Source organism: Rhodococcus sp. 24CO (genome assembly GCF_050586165.1).
In the GTDB taxonomy this organism is placed as follows: domain Bacteria; phylum Actinomycetota; class Actinomycetes; order Mycobacteriales; family Mycobacteriaceae; genus Rhodococcus_F.
Map to the genome: position 1 here is coordinate 1 of NZ_JAZFNF010000033.1, position 13,579 is coordinate 13,579.

General features: G+C 56.9%; 10 protein-coding genes and 5 pseudogenes. 7 read left to right on the plus strand and 8 right to left on the minus strand.

Going from position 1 to position 13,579, the window contains the following annotated elements; genetic code table 11:
• From V2B23_RS30110 to V2B23_RS30120, 3 genes and pseudogenes are all read right to left on the minus strand, one after another.
• Positions 1-1,019: pseudogene (locus tag V2B23_RS30110) on the minus strand (indolepyruvate ferredoxin oxidoreductase family protein); the annotation flags it as partial.
• Positions 1,020-1,550: 531 nt separating this feature from the next.
• Complete coding sequence (locus V2B23_RS30115; protein ID WP_430953585.1) at positions 1,551-3,110, minus strand: AMP-binding protein; 1,560 nt, start codon at positions 3,108-3,110, stop codon at positions 1,551-1,553.
• A gap of 45 nt (positions 3,111-3,155) precedes the next feature.
• The gene (locus V2B23_RS30120) at positions 3,156-3,926 is read right to left on the minus strand and encodes an enoyl-CoA hydratase/isomerase family protein (protein WP_430953586.1); all 771 of its coding nucleotides are present in this window, start codon (positions 3,924-3,926) and stop codon (positions 3,156-3,158) included.
• 736 nt (positions 3,927-4,662) lie between these two features.
• On the opposite strand from V2B23_RS30120, the gene V2B23_RS30125 reads away from it, so the two are divergent.
• From V2B23_RS30125 to V2B23_RS30145, 5 genes and pseudogenes are all read left to right on the plus strand, one after another.
• Positions 4,663-5,913 (plus strand): MFS transporter, encoded by a 1,251-nt coding sequence (locus V2B23_RS30125; RefSeq protein ID WP_430953590.1) that lies wholly within the window; start codon positions 4,663-4,665, stop codon positions 5,911-5,913.
• A 525-nt stretch (positions 5,914-6,438) separates the two neighbouring features.
• Positions 6,439-7,116 (plus strand): HAD-IA family hydrolase, encoded by a 678-nt coding sequence (locus V2B23_RS30130; protein WP_430953587.1) that lies wholly within the window; start codon positions 6,439-6,441, stop codon positions 7,114-7,116.
• Between the two features lie 472 nt (positions 7,117-7,588).
• Positions 7,589-7,747 carry a hypothetical protein gene (locus tag V2B23_RS30135; RefSeq protein ID WP_430953588.1) on the plus strand — a complete coding sequence of 53 codons (159 nt, stop codon included), beginning with the start codon at positions 7,589-7,591 and terminating at the stop codon, positions 7,745-7,747.
• A 101-nt stretch (positions 7,748-7,848) separates the two neighbouring features.
• Positions 7,849-8,182: pseudogene (locus V2B23_RS30140) on the plus strand (transposase); the annotation flags it as partial.
• 162 nt (positions 8,183-8,344) lie between these two features.
• On the plus strand, positions 8,345-8,659 hold the full coding sequence (locus tag V2B23_RS30145; RefSeq protein WP_430953591.1) for an IS110 family transposase: 315 nt from the start codon (positions 8,345-8,347) through the stop codon (positions 8,657-8,659).
• 241 nt (positions 8,660-8,900) lie between these two features.
• On the opposite strand, the gene V2B23_RS30150 is transcribed toward V2B23_RS30145, so the two are convergent.
• The 3 genes and pseudogenes from V2B23_RS30150 to V2B23_RS30160 all read right to left on the minus strand — a co-directional run bounded on the left by V2B23_RS30150 (position 8,901) and on the right by V2B23_RS30160 (position 10,133).
• Entirely contained in the window at positions 8,901-9,437 is a 537-nt protein-coding gene (locus V2B23_RS30150; RefSeq protein WP_230590423.1) for a FadR/GntR family transcriptional regulator, read from the minus strand.
• Between the two features lie 21 nt (positions 9,438-9,458).
• Positions 9,459-9,692: pseudogene (locus V2B23_RS30155) on the minus strand (FadR/GntR family transcriptional regulator); the annotation flags it as partial.
• Positions 9,693-9,755: 63 nt separating this feature from the next.
• Complete coding sequence (locus V2B23_RS30160) at positions 9,756-10,133, minus strand: thioesterase family protein (protein ID WP_033236883.1); 378 nt, start codon at positions 10,131-10,133, stop codon at positions 9,756-9,758.
• A gap of 208 nt (positions 10,134-10,341) precedes the next feature.
• Between V2B23_RS30160 and V2B23_RS30165 the strand changes: the two genes are divergently transcribed.
• Together V2B23_RS30165 and V2B23_RS30170 are read left to right on the plus strand one after the other, a co-directional pair.
• A complete protein-coding gene (locus V2B23_RS30165; RefSeq protein ID WP_033236884.1) occupies positions 10,342-11,733 on the plus strand; it encodes an MFS transporter in 1,392 nt (463 codons plus the stop codon).
• 99 nt (positions 11,734-11,832) lie between these two features.
• Positions 11,833-12,032: pseudogene (locus V2B23_RS30170) on the plus strand (transposase); the annotation flags it as partial.
• 545 nt (positions 12,033-12,577) lie between these two features.
• Here V2B23_RS30170 and V2B23_RS30175 read toward each other — a convergent pair.
• Positions 12,578-12,802: pseudogene (locus tag V2B23_RS30175) on the minus strand (SDR family oxidoreductase); the annotation flags it as partial.
• A gap of 58 nt (positions 12,803-12,860) precedes the next feature.
• A complete protein-coding gene (locus tag V2B23_RS30180) occupies positions 12,861-13,409 on the minus strand; it encodes a recombinase family protein (RefSeq protein WP_430953589.1) in 549 nt (182 codons plus the stop codon).
• Positions 13,410-13,579: the final 170 nt, after the last annotated feature.

Sequence of the window (13,579 nt, forward strand, 5' to 3'; positions counted from 1 at the left end):
TCTCGCACCGACTCCCCCACCACCGGGTACGGCATACCGATACGGAGCAGCCGAATTCCCGCACGATGCAGGGCAGCGTCGTCGACACCCAGGTCTGTCAGAGCCTGACGTACGGAGTCGAATGTGGTTCCGGTAGCGACAATTCCGATCTTCGCACCTGACGGATCAACCTCGATCACATCGAGATTGTTCGCGGCGCCGTAGGCCTGCACCAGATCCCATCGTGGACCTACAAGGTCGGCTTCAGCTGGAATGATCTTGTCGGGCGCCACGTCCATCGGTCGTTGTTTGTAGACAAACGGCTTGCCCTCGAACTGCACCTCGGGCACCACGATGTCGAAGTCGGCGATGCTGCCGTCAACCGTCCACGCGCCGTCCGCTACGTCGGCAACGATCTTCAGCGCCACAACACAACCGGATGCGCGTGAAAGCGCGACCGCGTGCATGCCCATCGTGATGATTTCTTCGGCGTTGCGGGGGAACAGAACCGGCACGTTGAGTGCGGCGAGCGAGCGCTCGCTGACAGCGGGAACCGTGGAGGACTTCGAGGCCGGGTCGTCGCCCACCAGAAGGACGATCCCGCCCCTGGGGTTGACACCGTACATGTTTGCATGGCGGATGGTATCGGTAGCGCGGTCGACACCGGGCCCCTTGCCGTACCAGTAGCCAGTGACTCCATCGAACTTCGCGGTTCCTGCAGGAAGGTCCGTCTGGCTACCCCACACCGCGGTGGCCGCAAGTTCCTCGTTGAAGCCGGGAATGAAGGTGATGTCGTGCTCGGCGAGCACCTTGGGCATCCCGTGAAGCATCTTGTCCACCCCGCCCAGTGGACTTCCCTGGTACCCGGAGACAAAAGTGGCGATCCGCTTACCTGCCCGAGTATCGCGAACGTGCTGTTCGACGAAGCCGCGAGCGATTGCCTGAACACCGGTCAGCAACACCGGGCCCGATCCCGACCGATACCGATCATCGAGATCGTAAGGCTTCGAGTCTGTTTCTGTCGATACCAGTGCAGTCATCGTGACCATGCGTCCTATCTCGTTGTGCCTGCGAAAGCGACCAGTTGATATAGATTGAGCGTTGAATTTTAATCAACAAAGTAGATATGATGGACATTCGATCATATGATGGAGCCGCTCGTCCCAGTCGAATGACGGGATTTTCTATTTTCAGAACAATCTGGGACGCAGCGATCACCTGCCCTTTGTTGAGAGATTGAGGAAACCCATTTCGGTATGACTGTTGCTAGCTTATCGATATCGAAGATTATATTTATATAAGTGCTTCTGAAGCCTTCGTAAAGTCGGTGGAAATGACGCCGCTGCGGCTTTCAGTCCATGCTGAGCTCTCCAGGTCAGTCAACGCCTTGCGCGCCAGGACTGGTGGAAAGTCGGGCGATATTTTCGAGATATTACCTATCTCCAAAGGCAAAGATGCGCAGCCTTCAAGCGTAAGTCACTAAACATTTGCTTGATCTCTATCTTCTGTCAAAGGTTCTAATCATTGAACCGTTATGGAATGGGCATGGGAGACTTTCGAGCTTGTTTCTTCTAAACCTTTGCCGGAAGAGCAAATTCTTTTGTTTCTTCGGTGAATGGGTTCTCCTGCAATCTGAACTTTTCTACCTTTCCGGTTGGAGTCTTCGGCAAATCGGTAACGAACTCGATGTAGCGAGGAACCTGAAACCTAGCCATCGTGGCATAGCAAAATTCCCAGACTTCTTTCTCTGTCAAAGCAGCATCAGATTTCACTACGATAGATACCTTGACTTCTTCTTCAGTGAGGTCTGACTTTACTCCAAATGCGGCACAGTCCAGTACAGAAGGATGTTCTCGAATTCCTTCTTCCACCTCAAATGAAGAGATGTTTTCACCTCGACGTCGAATACTTTCCTTCTTGCGGCCAATAAAGAACACATTTCCGTCGACATCCATGCGCACCAAATCTCCACTGTGGAACCACATATTGCGTAGAGCCGAAGTGCTTGCATCAGGATTTTCATAATACCCGGAGAAGGTAATCCACGGCACTTTGGGACGAATTAGCAGTTCCCCAGGCTCACCCGGTGCAACTTCTTGATCAAATTCATCCGCGACGATAATTTCGAATTCCTCTACGACGCGTCCGCACGAACCTGGAACACGGGGTTGAGAAAAATGCTGAGTTATCGGAATATTTGCCTCGACGGATCCATAGAGTTCGACAACTGTCAACCCGAATCGTTTTTCGAAAATATCGACAGATTCCGGAACCGGTACACCCCACGCCAGTCGCACCGGATTGTCTGCGTCGTTTGGCTTCGGTTCTGCCTTCGCCAAGATGGATAGCGTCGCTCCCATGAAGTCGAAAACAGTGGCGCCGGCTTCGCGAATTTCGTCCCAGAATCGCGAAGCGCTAAATCGTCTACTAATCGCAGCAGTCCCACCCACAAGGAGAGCGGGAACAGTTGTCAAAGCTGTGGCATCGGCGTGAAACAGCGGGAAAGGACAGTACAGAACGTCCGCTTCCGTTAAGCCGAAGTCGCGAATCGCGATCCGAGCCTGAGAGGTGAAGTAACGATGCGAGAGCATACATGCCTTCGACCGCCCGGTAGTTCCCGAGGTATAGAGAAGGGCCGAGATGTCCGAGAACTTGACATCAACAGTGGGGGCTTTTCGATCAAGATAGAGATCGGAGAGCCAAAGTCCACTACCTTTCGCATCCTCGTTGCTGGCCACAACAACGGTGGCGGCGATACCTGCTTTGAACAATGCAGTAGTCAGGATTTCATAGAGATCCTCGTCAACCACGTAGACCTGTGCGTCAGCTAGGTTCACTGCGTGCTCGAGACTCAATCCCCTGAACTCGGTGTTTATGGGCACCCAGATTGCTCCGAGCCTGTTGGCAGAGAACCATGTGTGCTCGCATGCCAATGAATTCCGCATGAACACGCTCACGCGATCGCCAGCGTTGATCCCACAGATATCACTCAAACCCGCGGCCAGCCTGCCGACCTGGTCCTCGAACTGCGAGAACGTGATGTCCTGTCCATCAATTTTGAGGAATACTCTGTCGGGCCAATGTTCGATTGCGTCGCTCAGCGCCGAATTCAAGGTCGTTTCGTCATGCATCTTTTTCACCTCAGTTGGCTTGGTACCGAATAAATGTGCGGAATGCTATGGGGTGGGTGTCGTGCGTGTCCGATTCTGGAACGCAGAGAAACTTTCTTTGGTCTCAACAGATGCAAAACAGTATGAGGCCAGTTCTACTTCGAGTTGGAGATAGGATTCTTGTTGCGGAACGAGTGCGAGTTCGATTGCCCGCTTTACTCCGGTCTGCGACCGTCGCGGATGTCCTGCGAGTTCCGTGGCGATCTCCAAAGCCCGTGCCTTCGGATCTGCATTCAGCTCGGTATAGAGCCCGAGTGACAAACCCTCGTCTGGCTCAACCCACCGACCTGTCAACAACAGTTGTTTGGCGCGAAGCAGTCCCACCATCAACGGCAGTCGTGCTGTAATTCCGCCAGTCGGAGCGTGTCCGATTACTGCCTCAGGGAACTTGAGCCGGGCCTGCGGGCCTCCGACGACAAAGTCGGCGGTGAGCGCGATTTCGGCGCCTCCGCCAACAGCGTATCCGTGGACGGCGCTAACGACAGGGCACGGCGCTCCAGCCATCAATCTCGTCAGATCCTGCAGCTGATGGAATGCAACGCGCAACTCCTCCGCCGTGCCGGTTCGCGGGGCGAGAGTCTCATTCAGATCTTCGCCTGCACAAAATCCGCGACCCGCGCCTTGCAACACAATTGCACCGGCTGACTGCGAGGCACGTAACGCGTCGACCAGGTTTGTCAATAGGTCGGTATTCAACGCATTCAACGACTGAGGCCGATTAAGGGTAATTACTACCACGTCTCCGACGTATTCCGTCAAAACTGTGCTTTCACTCATTGCATTTCTCCTTTATGTGCGGGGTGATACCTGAGCTGAGGTACCACGCCTTCGCTACCAAGCGCTGTAACGAGCAGTGTTTGACGGCGGCGCGGGCTGAGGGAACTTTGCCGGTCATCCCCGTTGCCTCCGACAAGATCACTAACATCGACCCGATCTAGTGGACTGACCAGTAGAACACCAGCTGTGTCGAGTGTTGTCAAGCCCCTGCGCGCACACAAACCGTCGCAACCAATCGGGAATCGGGGCGTCAAGGCGGCAGAGCTCCGTGGGTAGATGGAGGTTTGAGAAGCGAAACATGGATTCTGGTTTGCCCACCTCATTGCAGCCGCAGGCCTACGCAAGGCATCTGAGTCTCACCACAACGGCAAGGGCCGGACGTCGATGTCGTGGCAATCCGCTCGATCGCGCCGGCCGTTCAATGGCAAATTTTGCGGTCAGCGGTTGACAGAGTGATGGTGATCGAGTTCACTTACCGCACTGGCTAGACCACTGCAGAAATGCCTGTTCGTTCAGCGTGGAGATCAACTGCCCTTGTGAAGTTGCAAGGATTTTCACTGGTAGACGATTCACAATGCCGTCACCCACCAGAAAATGGCGGGATCGTCGAAACGCATGACGAATTGGTCGACTTCGATGTGACGAAGGAACTGCAATCCATTGCATTTTCAGAGACGACAAGGAAGCTATGAAACAGAATCAGGCGCAGATGGCGCCGGTTGCTAACCGGCCCACGATGAACAGGGTAGCTTTCGCGAGTTTTGTAGGTTCGGCGATCGAATACTACGATTTTTATATTTACGGCTTGGCGGCCGCACTCGTATTCCCGCATGTTTTCTTTCCGAATCTTTCGCCAACTGTTGCAGCGATCTCTTCATTCGCTACATTTGCGGTCGCTTTCATCATTCGTCCCGTTGGTTCGGCTTTCTTTGGACATTATGGAGATCGGATTGGAAGAAAAAAGGCTCTGATCGCAACTCTGTTGATCATGGGATTGTCGACCGTTGCGATCGGTCTAATCCCTAGCGCTTCCTCGATCGGTGCAGCAGCACCGGTACTCCTCGTATTCCTTCGTGCGCTCCAAGGATTTGCAGTGGGGGGGGAATGGTCGGGAGCGGCACTGCTTACGGCAGAGTATGCACCGGAGCGTAAACGTGGTCTCTACGGTATGTTCCCGCAGATAGGCGTCGGTACCGGACTTGTGCTGAGCAGCCTCATTTTTCTCCTCGTCAGTCAAACTGTGGGAGAGGGGAACGATGCCTTTCTGACCTGGGCATGGCGACTTCCTTTCCTGTTCAGTATTGTCCTTGTTGCTATTGCGCTATACATGCGCTTGAACATTGAAGAAACTCCGGTATTTCGCCAAGGTAAGGGTAACATCGCAAAAAATCCGTTGAAGGAACTTTTGCGCGCACAGCTGAAGCAGACGATGCTCGCAGCAGGAGCCATGATGAGCGTTTTCACTTTCACCTTCATGGGTGGGACGTACCTGACCGGATACGGGCGCACTGAACTTGGCCACTCCTTTTCTTTGGTGCTCGTTTCGAATGTTGCGGGCGGGCTTGCCATGGTTGTCTTCTGCGCGCTATCGGCTGTTCTCTGCGATGTCTACGGCCGTCGACGAGTCATTCTGTGCGGATTTACGCTGGGGGTTCCGTGGTCGTTCGCTGTGCTGCCAATTCTCGACACAGGATCACCATTCCTATTTGTCCTTGGAATTGCCGGAACCTTTACCGTTCTCGGAATCTCGTATGGACCGATGGCCTCGTTCATACCTGAACTCTTCGCCACGAAGTACCGCTACACTGGAGCAGGACTTGCATACAATCTTGCGGGCGTAGTTGGTGGCGCCATTCCTCCGGTTATCGCCGGCGTCCTGCTAACAGCCTTCGGCAGTTACGCCATTGCCATTCTGTTGGTCACGTTCGTTCTGATCAGCTTCATCTGCACGTATGCACTACCCGAGACCAATGCCAAGCGTCTCTAGACGGTATGCAGATCGAGCTGTTCTGGGGATTCGCTTGCACGTTGCTGAGTAGATGAAACCTAGATCGGTAGTGCCAACATATACAGGAGGCCACAGATCTATCAACGACGAGTGGGGGATTGGATGTTCGCGCGCTCTCCGTCGTCGGCTGCAGAAAGAATTCGATCCGCAGCCCGGGGGAGAAGATATGGTCCTTCGAGGTCGAGGAGGCCATCCGCGAACACTCCGCAACCCTGGAATGCGCGGCATACGGCGTTCGATCGAAGCTCATCGAGGGGAAGTCAAAGTATCGGTAATCGCCAAAGACGGATCGGAGCTGTCGGAGCGGGAACTGCGGGATTTCTGCTACACGACTATGGCGCGTTTACAAGGTCGCCGTGATGTCGAGCTCGGCCGTGAGCTGGCGAAGACCCGACCGGCAAGATGGAGAAAGCCCGCCTGCAGGAGCGCCCTTCAAACGAGGCCACCGTCGAGTTCGAGCTCCCCACCATCACTGACCCACCACAACCCTTGGAAAGAAGAACTATGACAACGACGAAATGGCTCACCTTCGACTGCTACGGAACCCTGGTCGATTGGCGGTCCGGCATGACAGCAGCTCTTCATAGTGTCGCAGGCACCGATGCCGACCGGCTGCTCACGGAGTACCACCGCCACGAGCCGAATGTCCAGGCCGAACACCCGGAGTGGGCGTACCGCGCGGTACTCGCTGAAGGTCTCCGTCGAGCAGCTGAGCGATGCGAGATCGAACTTGACGAGGAACAATTGGACGTACTCGGCAGAACACTGCCGACTTGGCCGATGTTTCCCGACACCAACGAAGCGTTGAAGGCGTTGGAAGCCAGGGGTTACAGACTGGGCATACTCTCGAACGTGGACCGCGAAATGCTGCTGCTCACATTGGAAAGCTTCGAAGTGGGAATCGATGAGATCGTGACCAGCTCGGACATCGGAAGTTACAAACCTGCTGCCCCTCATTTCGAGACTTTTCGCGACCGAACCGGCACGGACTGCACCACCTGGATTCATGTCGCATGCAGCTTGTTCCACGATGTAGAAGCCGCGGATAGCGTCGGCATCAGATCGATCTACATCAACCGCGAGAATACCGACTACCCGGCCGAACTCGTGGCAGCCGTGATGCCTGATCTCAAGAGACTCCCAGAGGTTGTGGAGGAACTGTTCGGCCAGAAGCCCAGCTAACGGAGCTCGGTCGAAAGACTGCGGTTATTGTCTCAATCTGCAACATGATTCGGCCCTGGGTCGAACCGGCCCAGGGCTGCAATGGCTGGTTCAGCTGGTTTGCAGGACTTGACTTGCACGGGTGCTGTCGCTTCGGGGCGCCCGCTACGCGTTCATAAATGCATGGACGAGCCAACTATGGTGTGCATAGGAATGCTCCATGTTTACCGTGAACTATGAGGAGTGGGGCAATCTGCGGCGGGCCTGACTTTTCGAGCAGCTCGCGAAGGATTGCCTGTGGATTGCTTCCTTCCTGCATCTAGAACCGCAACATGGTTACGGGATGATCTACAAATACGGCGACGCCGAGCACGGTCTGAGTGGGCTTCCGGGCTGTGTGCAATGGATCAGCTCGTCTGGTGGAGCTTGCTTGCGAGGGTTCGTTTGAGGCTCCAGATTCATCTACCGCGACGTCGAACGGCTGCGGGAGATCATGCGCGCACCGGCACGTCGTCAGCCACCGCAGATCGAAGCGGCGATGGGAATCAGTCTGATGTCGCTACTGCGGCAGTTCAACGCCGCCTGCACAGCAGCTGGTAACGTGCCCGACATTCAGTCTTCGGATCGAAGTCCGATGCCGCCGATGCGGTGATGTTGGCGAACACCGTGCGTATCGATGCCGCGTTGGCCATTCGGGTCCCAGCCCGCGCCCAGCAGGACGCGGGCTGGTCTCGGCAACGCTTCCAGAACTATTTGCTGGTGATGCTCGGGTCTGAGCAGACGGTCGGAAGGAGTTCGTCGCCCTCGCCGACGGCTACCGCGAATCGACTTCAGTCCTGGGTGGACCTGCTGCGCGACTGCCGCCGCCGAGGGATGTGGGCCCCGGTGTTGGTGGTCGGGGACGGCGCACTGGGGGTTCCGGAAGGCGTTGAGGGAAGTGTTCCCCGAGACCCGGTCGCAGCGCTGTTGGTGCCCCAAGAAAGTCAATGTGCCTGCTGCGCTACCGAAGTCAGCCCGCCGGCGTGCATTAGCAGCGATGAAGAAGATCTATAACGCCGAGGATATAGACAAGGCGGTCGCGACGATCGCCGACGACGCCGAGCCACAAGATTGGACTATTTCTCACCGGAAGATCTCATCGAAACAGTTGTAGGGATCGCAGACGACGACAACGTCTGCGCGGCAACGGATCTTGGGCTCCGGTGGCGCGGCACTACTGATCGCCTTCCTTAGCACCCACTCCCAGCAGTTGTTCTATATCCCGGGACGGATCGTGCACCGCGCGGCAGCCACCTACCGTGGCGACGGTATGACCGACGCGAAAGATGCTCGGATCATCGCCGATCAAACACGGATGCGCACCAACGTGCACGTACGTCCGCGGAGCGGACCAGATCAGTGTCGACTTACGACTGACTGCTCACAGCCCGCCGCACCGACCGGGACCGCGCGATCAGCGACTGTTTTCGATCACCGATCGCGTCGCCCATCATGCGAGGAAAACGCGTCTGTGATTGTCCGGCCGGGCATCGTGGTCCGGCCTTGTCGTTGCGGTGTTGGCTAGACTCGCGCTACCGAAACCGACTTGAACCGGCGAATCACGTTGGCACGAGCGGAAAGGACACGACTCCGGAAATTGGAATCCGGCAGCATCTCAACTACACACAGGTCGGTTTGCCACATCCGAACATAGATTCGGATGTGGCAAACATGATCGGTGAACCTCTCAGATCGCCGGCGATATCTCGTACGCGATCGAGGCTAACGAGCGGCGATGATCGGATGTGAAAGGCCTTCAACCAGCGTCAGCCTATAGGCCCGTGTGCCGCAAATGCCTCCATCGGTGCTCTACGGTCGTCTGGGATGAACCGGCCGTAATGCTCGATGATGTCCTTAAGCGCCATTCTGGCGGCATCAGCTCCATTGCCTTGTTCGATCTGTTCGAGAACCAATCCGTGCCGACGACAGCTGTCAATCATCATTTCTTCGACGTCGAAGGATGCCTTGAGTTTGATTTCAATCAGGTTCATGACCACGCCGCACGCGACATCGTTGCATACTTTCAGTAATCCGCTGTTCGCGGATTCAGCCACCGCTTGGTGAAATTTTACGTCCGCCGCAGAGAACGCTTCGTACCCTGATCTAATTGCACTGGCAGCCTCGGAATGTGCCTTTTTCATATTCTCCAGCTGTTCGGCCGTGTGGGCCACCGCTGCGAGAAATGTGGCCGATCCTTCGATGGACATGCGGAACTGAAGTAGATCCGCCAGGTCGAAGTGCTCGAGATGGACCATGGTGGTCAGCGATCGGTTCAAGGCAGTAGGTGAGAATTCCTGCACCACCGCACCTCCCGTAGGGTCGCCCTGGCGTGACTGGATCAGTCCGGAACTTTCCAATACCCGCAGAGCCTCACGAACTGTGGTGCGGCTGACTGCGAACTCCGTCGTGAGTTCGCGTTCACTTGGGAGCCTGTGACCTGGCCGTAGCTCGCCCCTCAGTATCGCGTCCTCGATCTGTTTGACAATGCTCTCGTACGCACGCACTCGTTTGGCCGGAGCGAACTGCCGGCGTGGTTCCGTGGTGGGTTTCGCTGGCACGAGTTCGGCTCCCTAGTGCGTAAGTGGTCGGACCGCTATCACTCTACCCCCCGATAGCCGACATCATCCGCCGTGCGCGGCGAGGCGGTCGGCGATCTTCTGCGCCTGAGCTACAGCTCTGCTGTGGGTCAGGGTCGCGCACACATTGTCGCCATCGAAAACCTCGACGGTGAAGTGAAGGCGTCTGCCGTCGCGCTCGACGAGTGTCGCACGAGCTGTCAACGTTGCTCCTACCGCACTGGGCAGCAAGTGCTCGATCGTAGCGGCGGTGCCCACAGTGAGTTCTCCGTCTTGCAGCTCACCGGCAACGATGTTGTGGCATGCCACTTCCGCCAGGCCCAGCACGAACGGCGTTGATGCCGCCTTGGGGAAGTTGGGTCCAAACATTGCTGCAGTGTCCACATCGCTGACGGTCTGCGATAACGATCCTGTTAACGACATATGTTCTCCCTGTTGATGATCCAGCTCCCGGTAGGTGCGTCGGGTCACTGTTTTTTTAATTTTCCGAAACGGCTTGTGCCGTCGGCCACAAAGCATACTATCCATAGTGGCTAGACCACTAGTCGTTTCGTTTACTGCCTGAAGCGCGGTTCGACCGATTGGCTTTAGCCGGCTCAGTGCGGCACCCATTCCTACGAGGAGATCTACCGTGAAGCCCCACCCTCTCGACGACGCACCGCTGTCCGGATTCCACAAACGCTTGGCGCTGTACGCGTCAGGCGGTCCATTCCTTGACGGTTACATCTTGAGCAGCATCGGGGTTGCGTTGGTCGCCGCTGGTCCCGAACTGGAACTATCGACTGTGATGAAAGGGCTGATCGGCGCCGGCGCCCTGATCGGCATGCTCTTCGGGGGGGCCGTATCAGGCTTCCTTACCGACCGCTTCGGGCGACAGGTGATGTTCACCCTCGATTTGGGACTGATAGCAGCAATTTCCGTGTCCCAGTTCTTCGTCACCGAAGGATGGATGCTGCTCGTTGCCCGACTGTTCCTCGGCGCCTGCGTGGCGGCCGATTACCCGATGGCATCATCTCTGCTTACCGAATTCTCGCCCCGAAAATACCGAGGACAATTTCTCAGCGGACTCGTATGCATGTTCTTCATCGGCGCAGCGGCGGCGTACTTCGTCGGCGACGTCATGCTCAGGCACCTGGGCGATGACGGCTGGCGCTGGTTCCTCGCCAGCGCTGCTGTTCCGGCGCTCACCCTGCTTCTTCTGCGGCTCGGAACCCCAGAGTCTCCTCGATGGCTGCTGAGCCGAGGGCGCGAGAGCGAAGCACAACAGGTACTCACCCGGGTGTACGGGGGACATGTGACCGTCGCAGACATCGCCCCGGACGCGGGTCGCACCAGCACGTGGCGTGACCTCCTGCGACGTGGCTACCTCGGACGTCTTGTCTACGTCGTAGTCTTCTACACCTGTTCCAACATCCCAGTTTTCGCGATCTACACCTTCGGGCCCGAGATCCTCGGAGCGTTCGGCTTGGAATCCATATCCGACAACATCGGATCCGCTGTGCTCGAATTCCTGTTTCTCATCGGGGTAGTGTCAGCGTTGTTGGTCATCAACAAGACCGGACGCAGGCGAATGGTCATCTGGGGCTCGATCCTTGCTGGACTCGCCCTACTAGTTCTCGGTCTGGCTCCCGAGGCCTCGCCCCTCGTTGTAGTTACCGCGTTCACATGTTTCGCGGTTTTTAACGGCGGACCCCAGGTGCTGACATGGGTCTACCCCAACGAACTGTTTCCCACTGCCATCCGTGCAACCGCAGTGGGCATGGTGACGGCATTGACACGCGTCGGCTCTGCAGTAGGCGTCTTTCTCGTCCCCCTGTCGCTCGATCACCTTGGAATCGGTGGCACGATGCTGATCGCAGCTGCGATTCTGATATTCGGCGGCGTGGTGTCCATCATCTGGGCCCCAGAGACCACTGGCTTATCTCTCGACGAAGCCAGCAGCATCAACAATGGAGCAGACGGGCAACGGCCTGCTGTGCAGACCGGACAATCACCCCTGGCCGCAAAATCCGAACGCTACTGACGCCCAGTAACGCGTTCCCGAACGCTAGAACATGTGGCATGTCTCGTCTCGAACCGAGGCGAGCCATGTCGTGTCTCCAACAAACGGGGAGACGATGCGGCCGGTCGCGGCACTGGGAACTCCCGCAACGGCCCGCGTGCGAAGACGGTGTTCACCGAGATCGGACCGGAGCAGATCGAGGTACCCAGGACGCCGATTCCTCGCTCGCGCCGCAGATCGTCAAGAAGTATAAACGACGCTTGACCAGTATCGACGAGATTGTATTGTCCCTCACGACAAAGGGCTCAACGGCCGCAGAAGGCGCCGTCAAGTTGTTGAGCTCGCTTGATCTGAGATGGTGCAGTGGTGTGTGGTTGGCACCTTCACCGTCACCACGCGGGCCCAGAGTTCCTGGTTGACACGACGAGCACAGGGTGGGGACTTTTATCTGGCCACCAGTGGGGACTTCGACTTGGCCACCCGTGGGTACTTTTTCATGGCCACTGACAACTTTCCGTGGTCGGTCCTGAATGTGTCAGCGACTGAGAAGCATTCGTTTGCGGAGCAAGTCGAATGCAGCGCGTCCGTACATTTGTCGTTTGAGCATCTTGATCCTTATGTGGAATCTGACCACGCGGACGATCATGTTCTCCTCAAGATTGACAACGGAACTGAGGAGACGATACGAGCGGCACGGTGACGCTGGAGAACAAGTGGCCGGTGCTGGGCCGGCATGCACAGGCGACCGAGTGGCTGTGACTATGGGGGGAGACCTACCGTCGAATACGACTGCAGGTCTCCGGTGTAGTCGGGGTCTAGTTCGTGCGAGCTGGTTCGTGGCCGGCGATCTGGCGGTGTAGCCGCCATCGATGACGAGTTCGGATCCGGTGACGAAGGAGGATTCGTCGGAGGCGAGGTAGAGGATTGCGTAGGCGATGTCTTCGGGGGTTCCGAGTCGTCCGATGGGGTGCAGTGCTGTGAGTGCGGCTCGGCCAGCATCGATGTCACCGCCTTCGGATGGTGCAGCGTGGACGAGACCACTTGCTTGACGAAATCTGCTGCGCGCACCACGGTACGAATTTAGATCCAATCCGGACGATAGCGCAGGGTTCCGTTGACACCGCCGGGCGTTACGGCTTCCACCTCACTCACTTCAGGTGCCGGTAGAGGGTGGTGCGTCCGACGCCGATGATTTCGGCGATGTCGGTCAAGTGCATGCCGTTTTCTCGCATCCGTTGTGCCTGTGCGAGTTTCGTCAAGGTCATTTTCGGAGGCCGGCCGCCGGTCCGGCCGCGGGCTCGGACAGCGGCGAGACCGACTTGTGTGCGTTCGCGGATCAGGTTTCGTTCGAACTCGGCGAGGGCTCCGAAGATGGAAAAGATGAGTTTGCCGCCGGAGGTGGTGGTGTCGATGGATTCGGTCAACGATTTGAAGCCGACACCGCGGGCTGCGAGATCTTCCACCGTCTGCAGCAAGTGGGGGAGTGAGCGACCGAGCCGGTCGAGGCGCCATACGACAAGGGTGTCTCCGTCGCGAAGATGAGAAAGTAGGTCGGACAGTTGCGGCCGAGTGGTGGTTGCACCGGAGGCGGTTTCGGTCCAGACTTTGAAACAGCCGGCAGCGCTCAGAGCGTCGCTCTGCGGATCATTGGTCTGATCGGTAGTCGAGACCCTCGCGTAGCCTAAAAGTTCACCCATGAGGCAACAGTGTTCCAGAACTCACCGACAAGCCAAATAATGAACCATCAGTTTTGGACACGAGTTTCGGAACATATCTTCTGCCAGCTTGTGAGGGACTGCACCCACTTCGGTTGACACGTGGGGTTGATAGTTTCAGGCCGCGTATGCGGCCTGATTGATTGTCTCAA

What these genes read in the sequence shown, in the direction of transcription:
- V2B23_RS30115 (WP_430953585.1), bottom strand. Translation starts at nt 3,110, where the DNA reads ATGCATGACGAAACGACCTTGAATTCGGCGCTGAGCGACGCAATCGAA.
- V2B23_RS30120 (WP_430953586.1), bottom strand. Translation starts at nt 3,926, where the DNA reads ATGAGTGAAAGCACAGTTTTGACGGAATACGTCGGAGACGTGGTAGTA.
- V2B23_RS30125 (WP_430953590.1), top strand. Translation starts at nt 4,663, where the DNA reads ATGAACAGGGTAGCTTTCGCGAGTTTTGTAGGTTCGGCGATCGAATAC.
- V2B23_RS30130 (WP_430953587.1), top strand. Translation starts at nt 6,439, where the DNA reads ATGACAACGACGAAATGGCTCACCTTCGACTGCTACGGAACCCTGGTC.
- V2B23_RS30135 (WP_430953588.1), top strand. Translation starts at nt 7,589, where the DNA reads ATGCGCGCACCGGCACGTCGTCAGCCACCGCAGATCGAAGCGGCGATG.
- V2B23_RS30160 (WP_033236883.1), bottom strand. Translation starts at nt 10,133, where the DNA reads ATGTCGTTAACAGGATCGTTATCGCAGACCGTCAGCGATGTGGACACT.
- V2B23_RS30180 (WP_430953589.1), bottom strand. Translation starts at nt 13,409, where the DNA reads ATGGGTGAACTTTTAGGCTACGCGAGGGTCTCGACTACCGATCAGACC.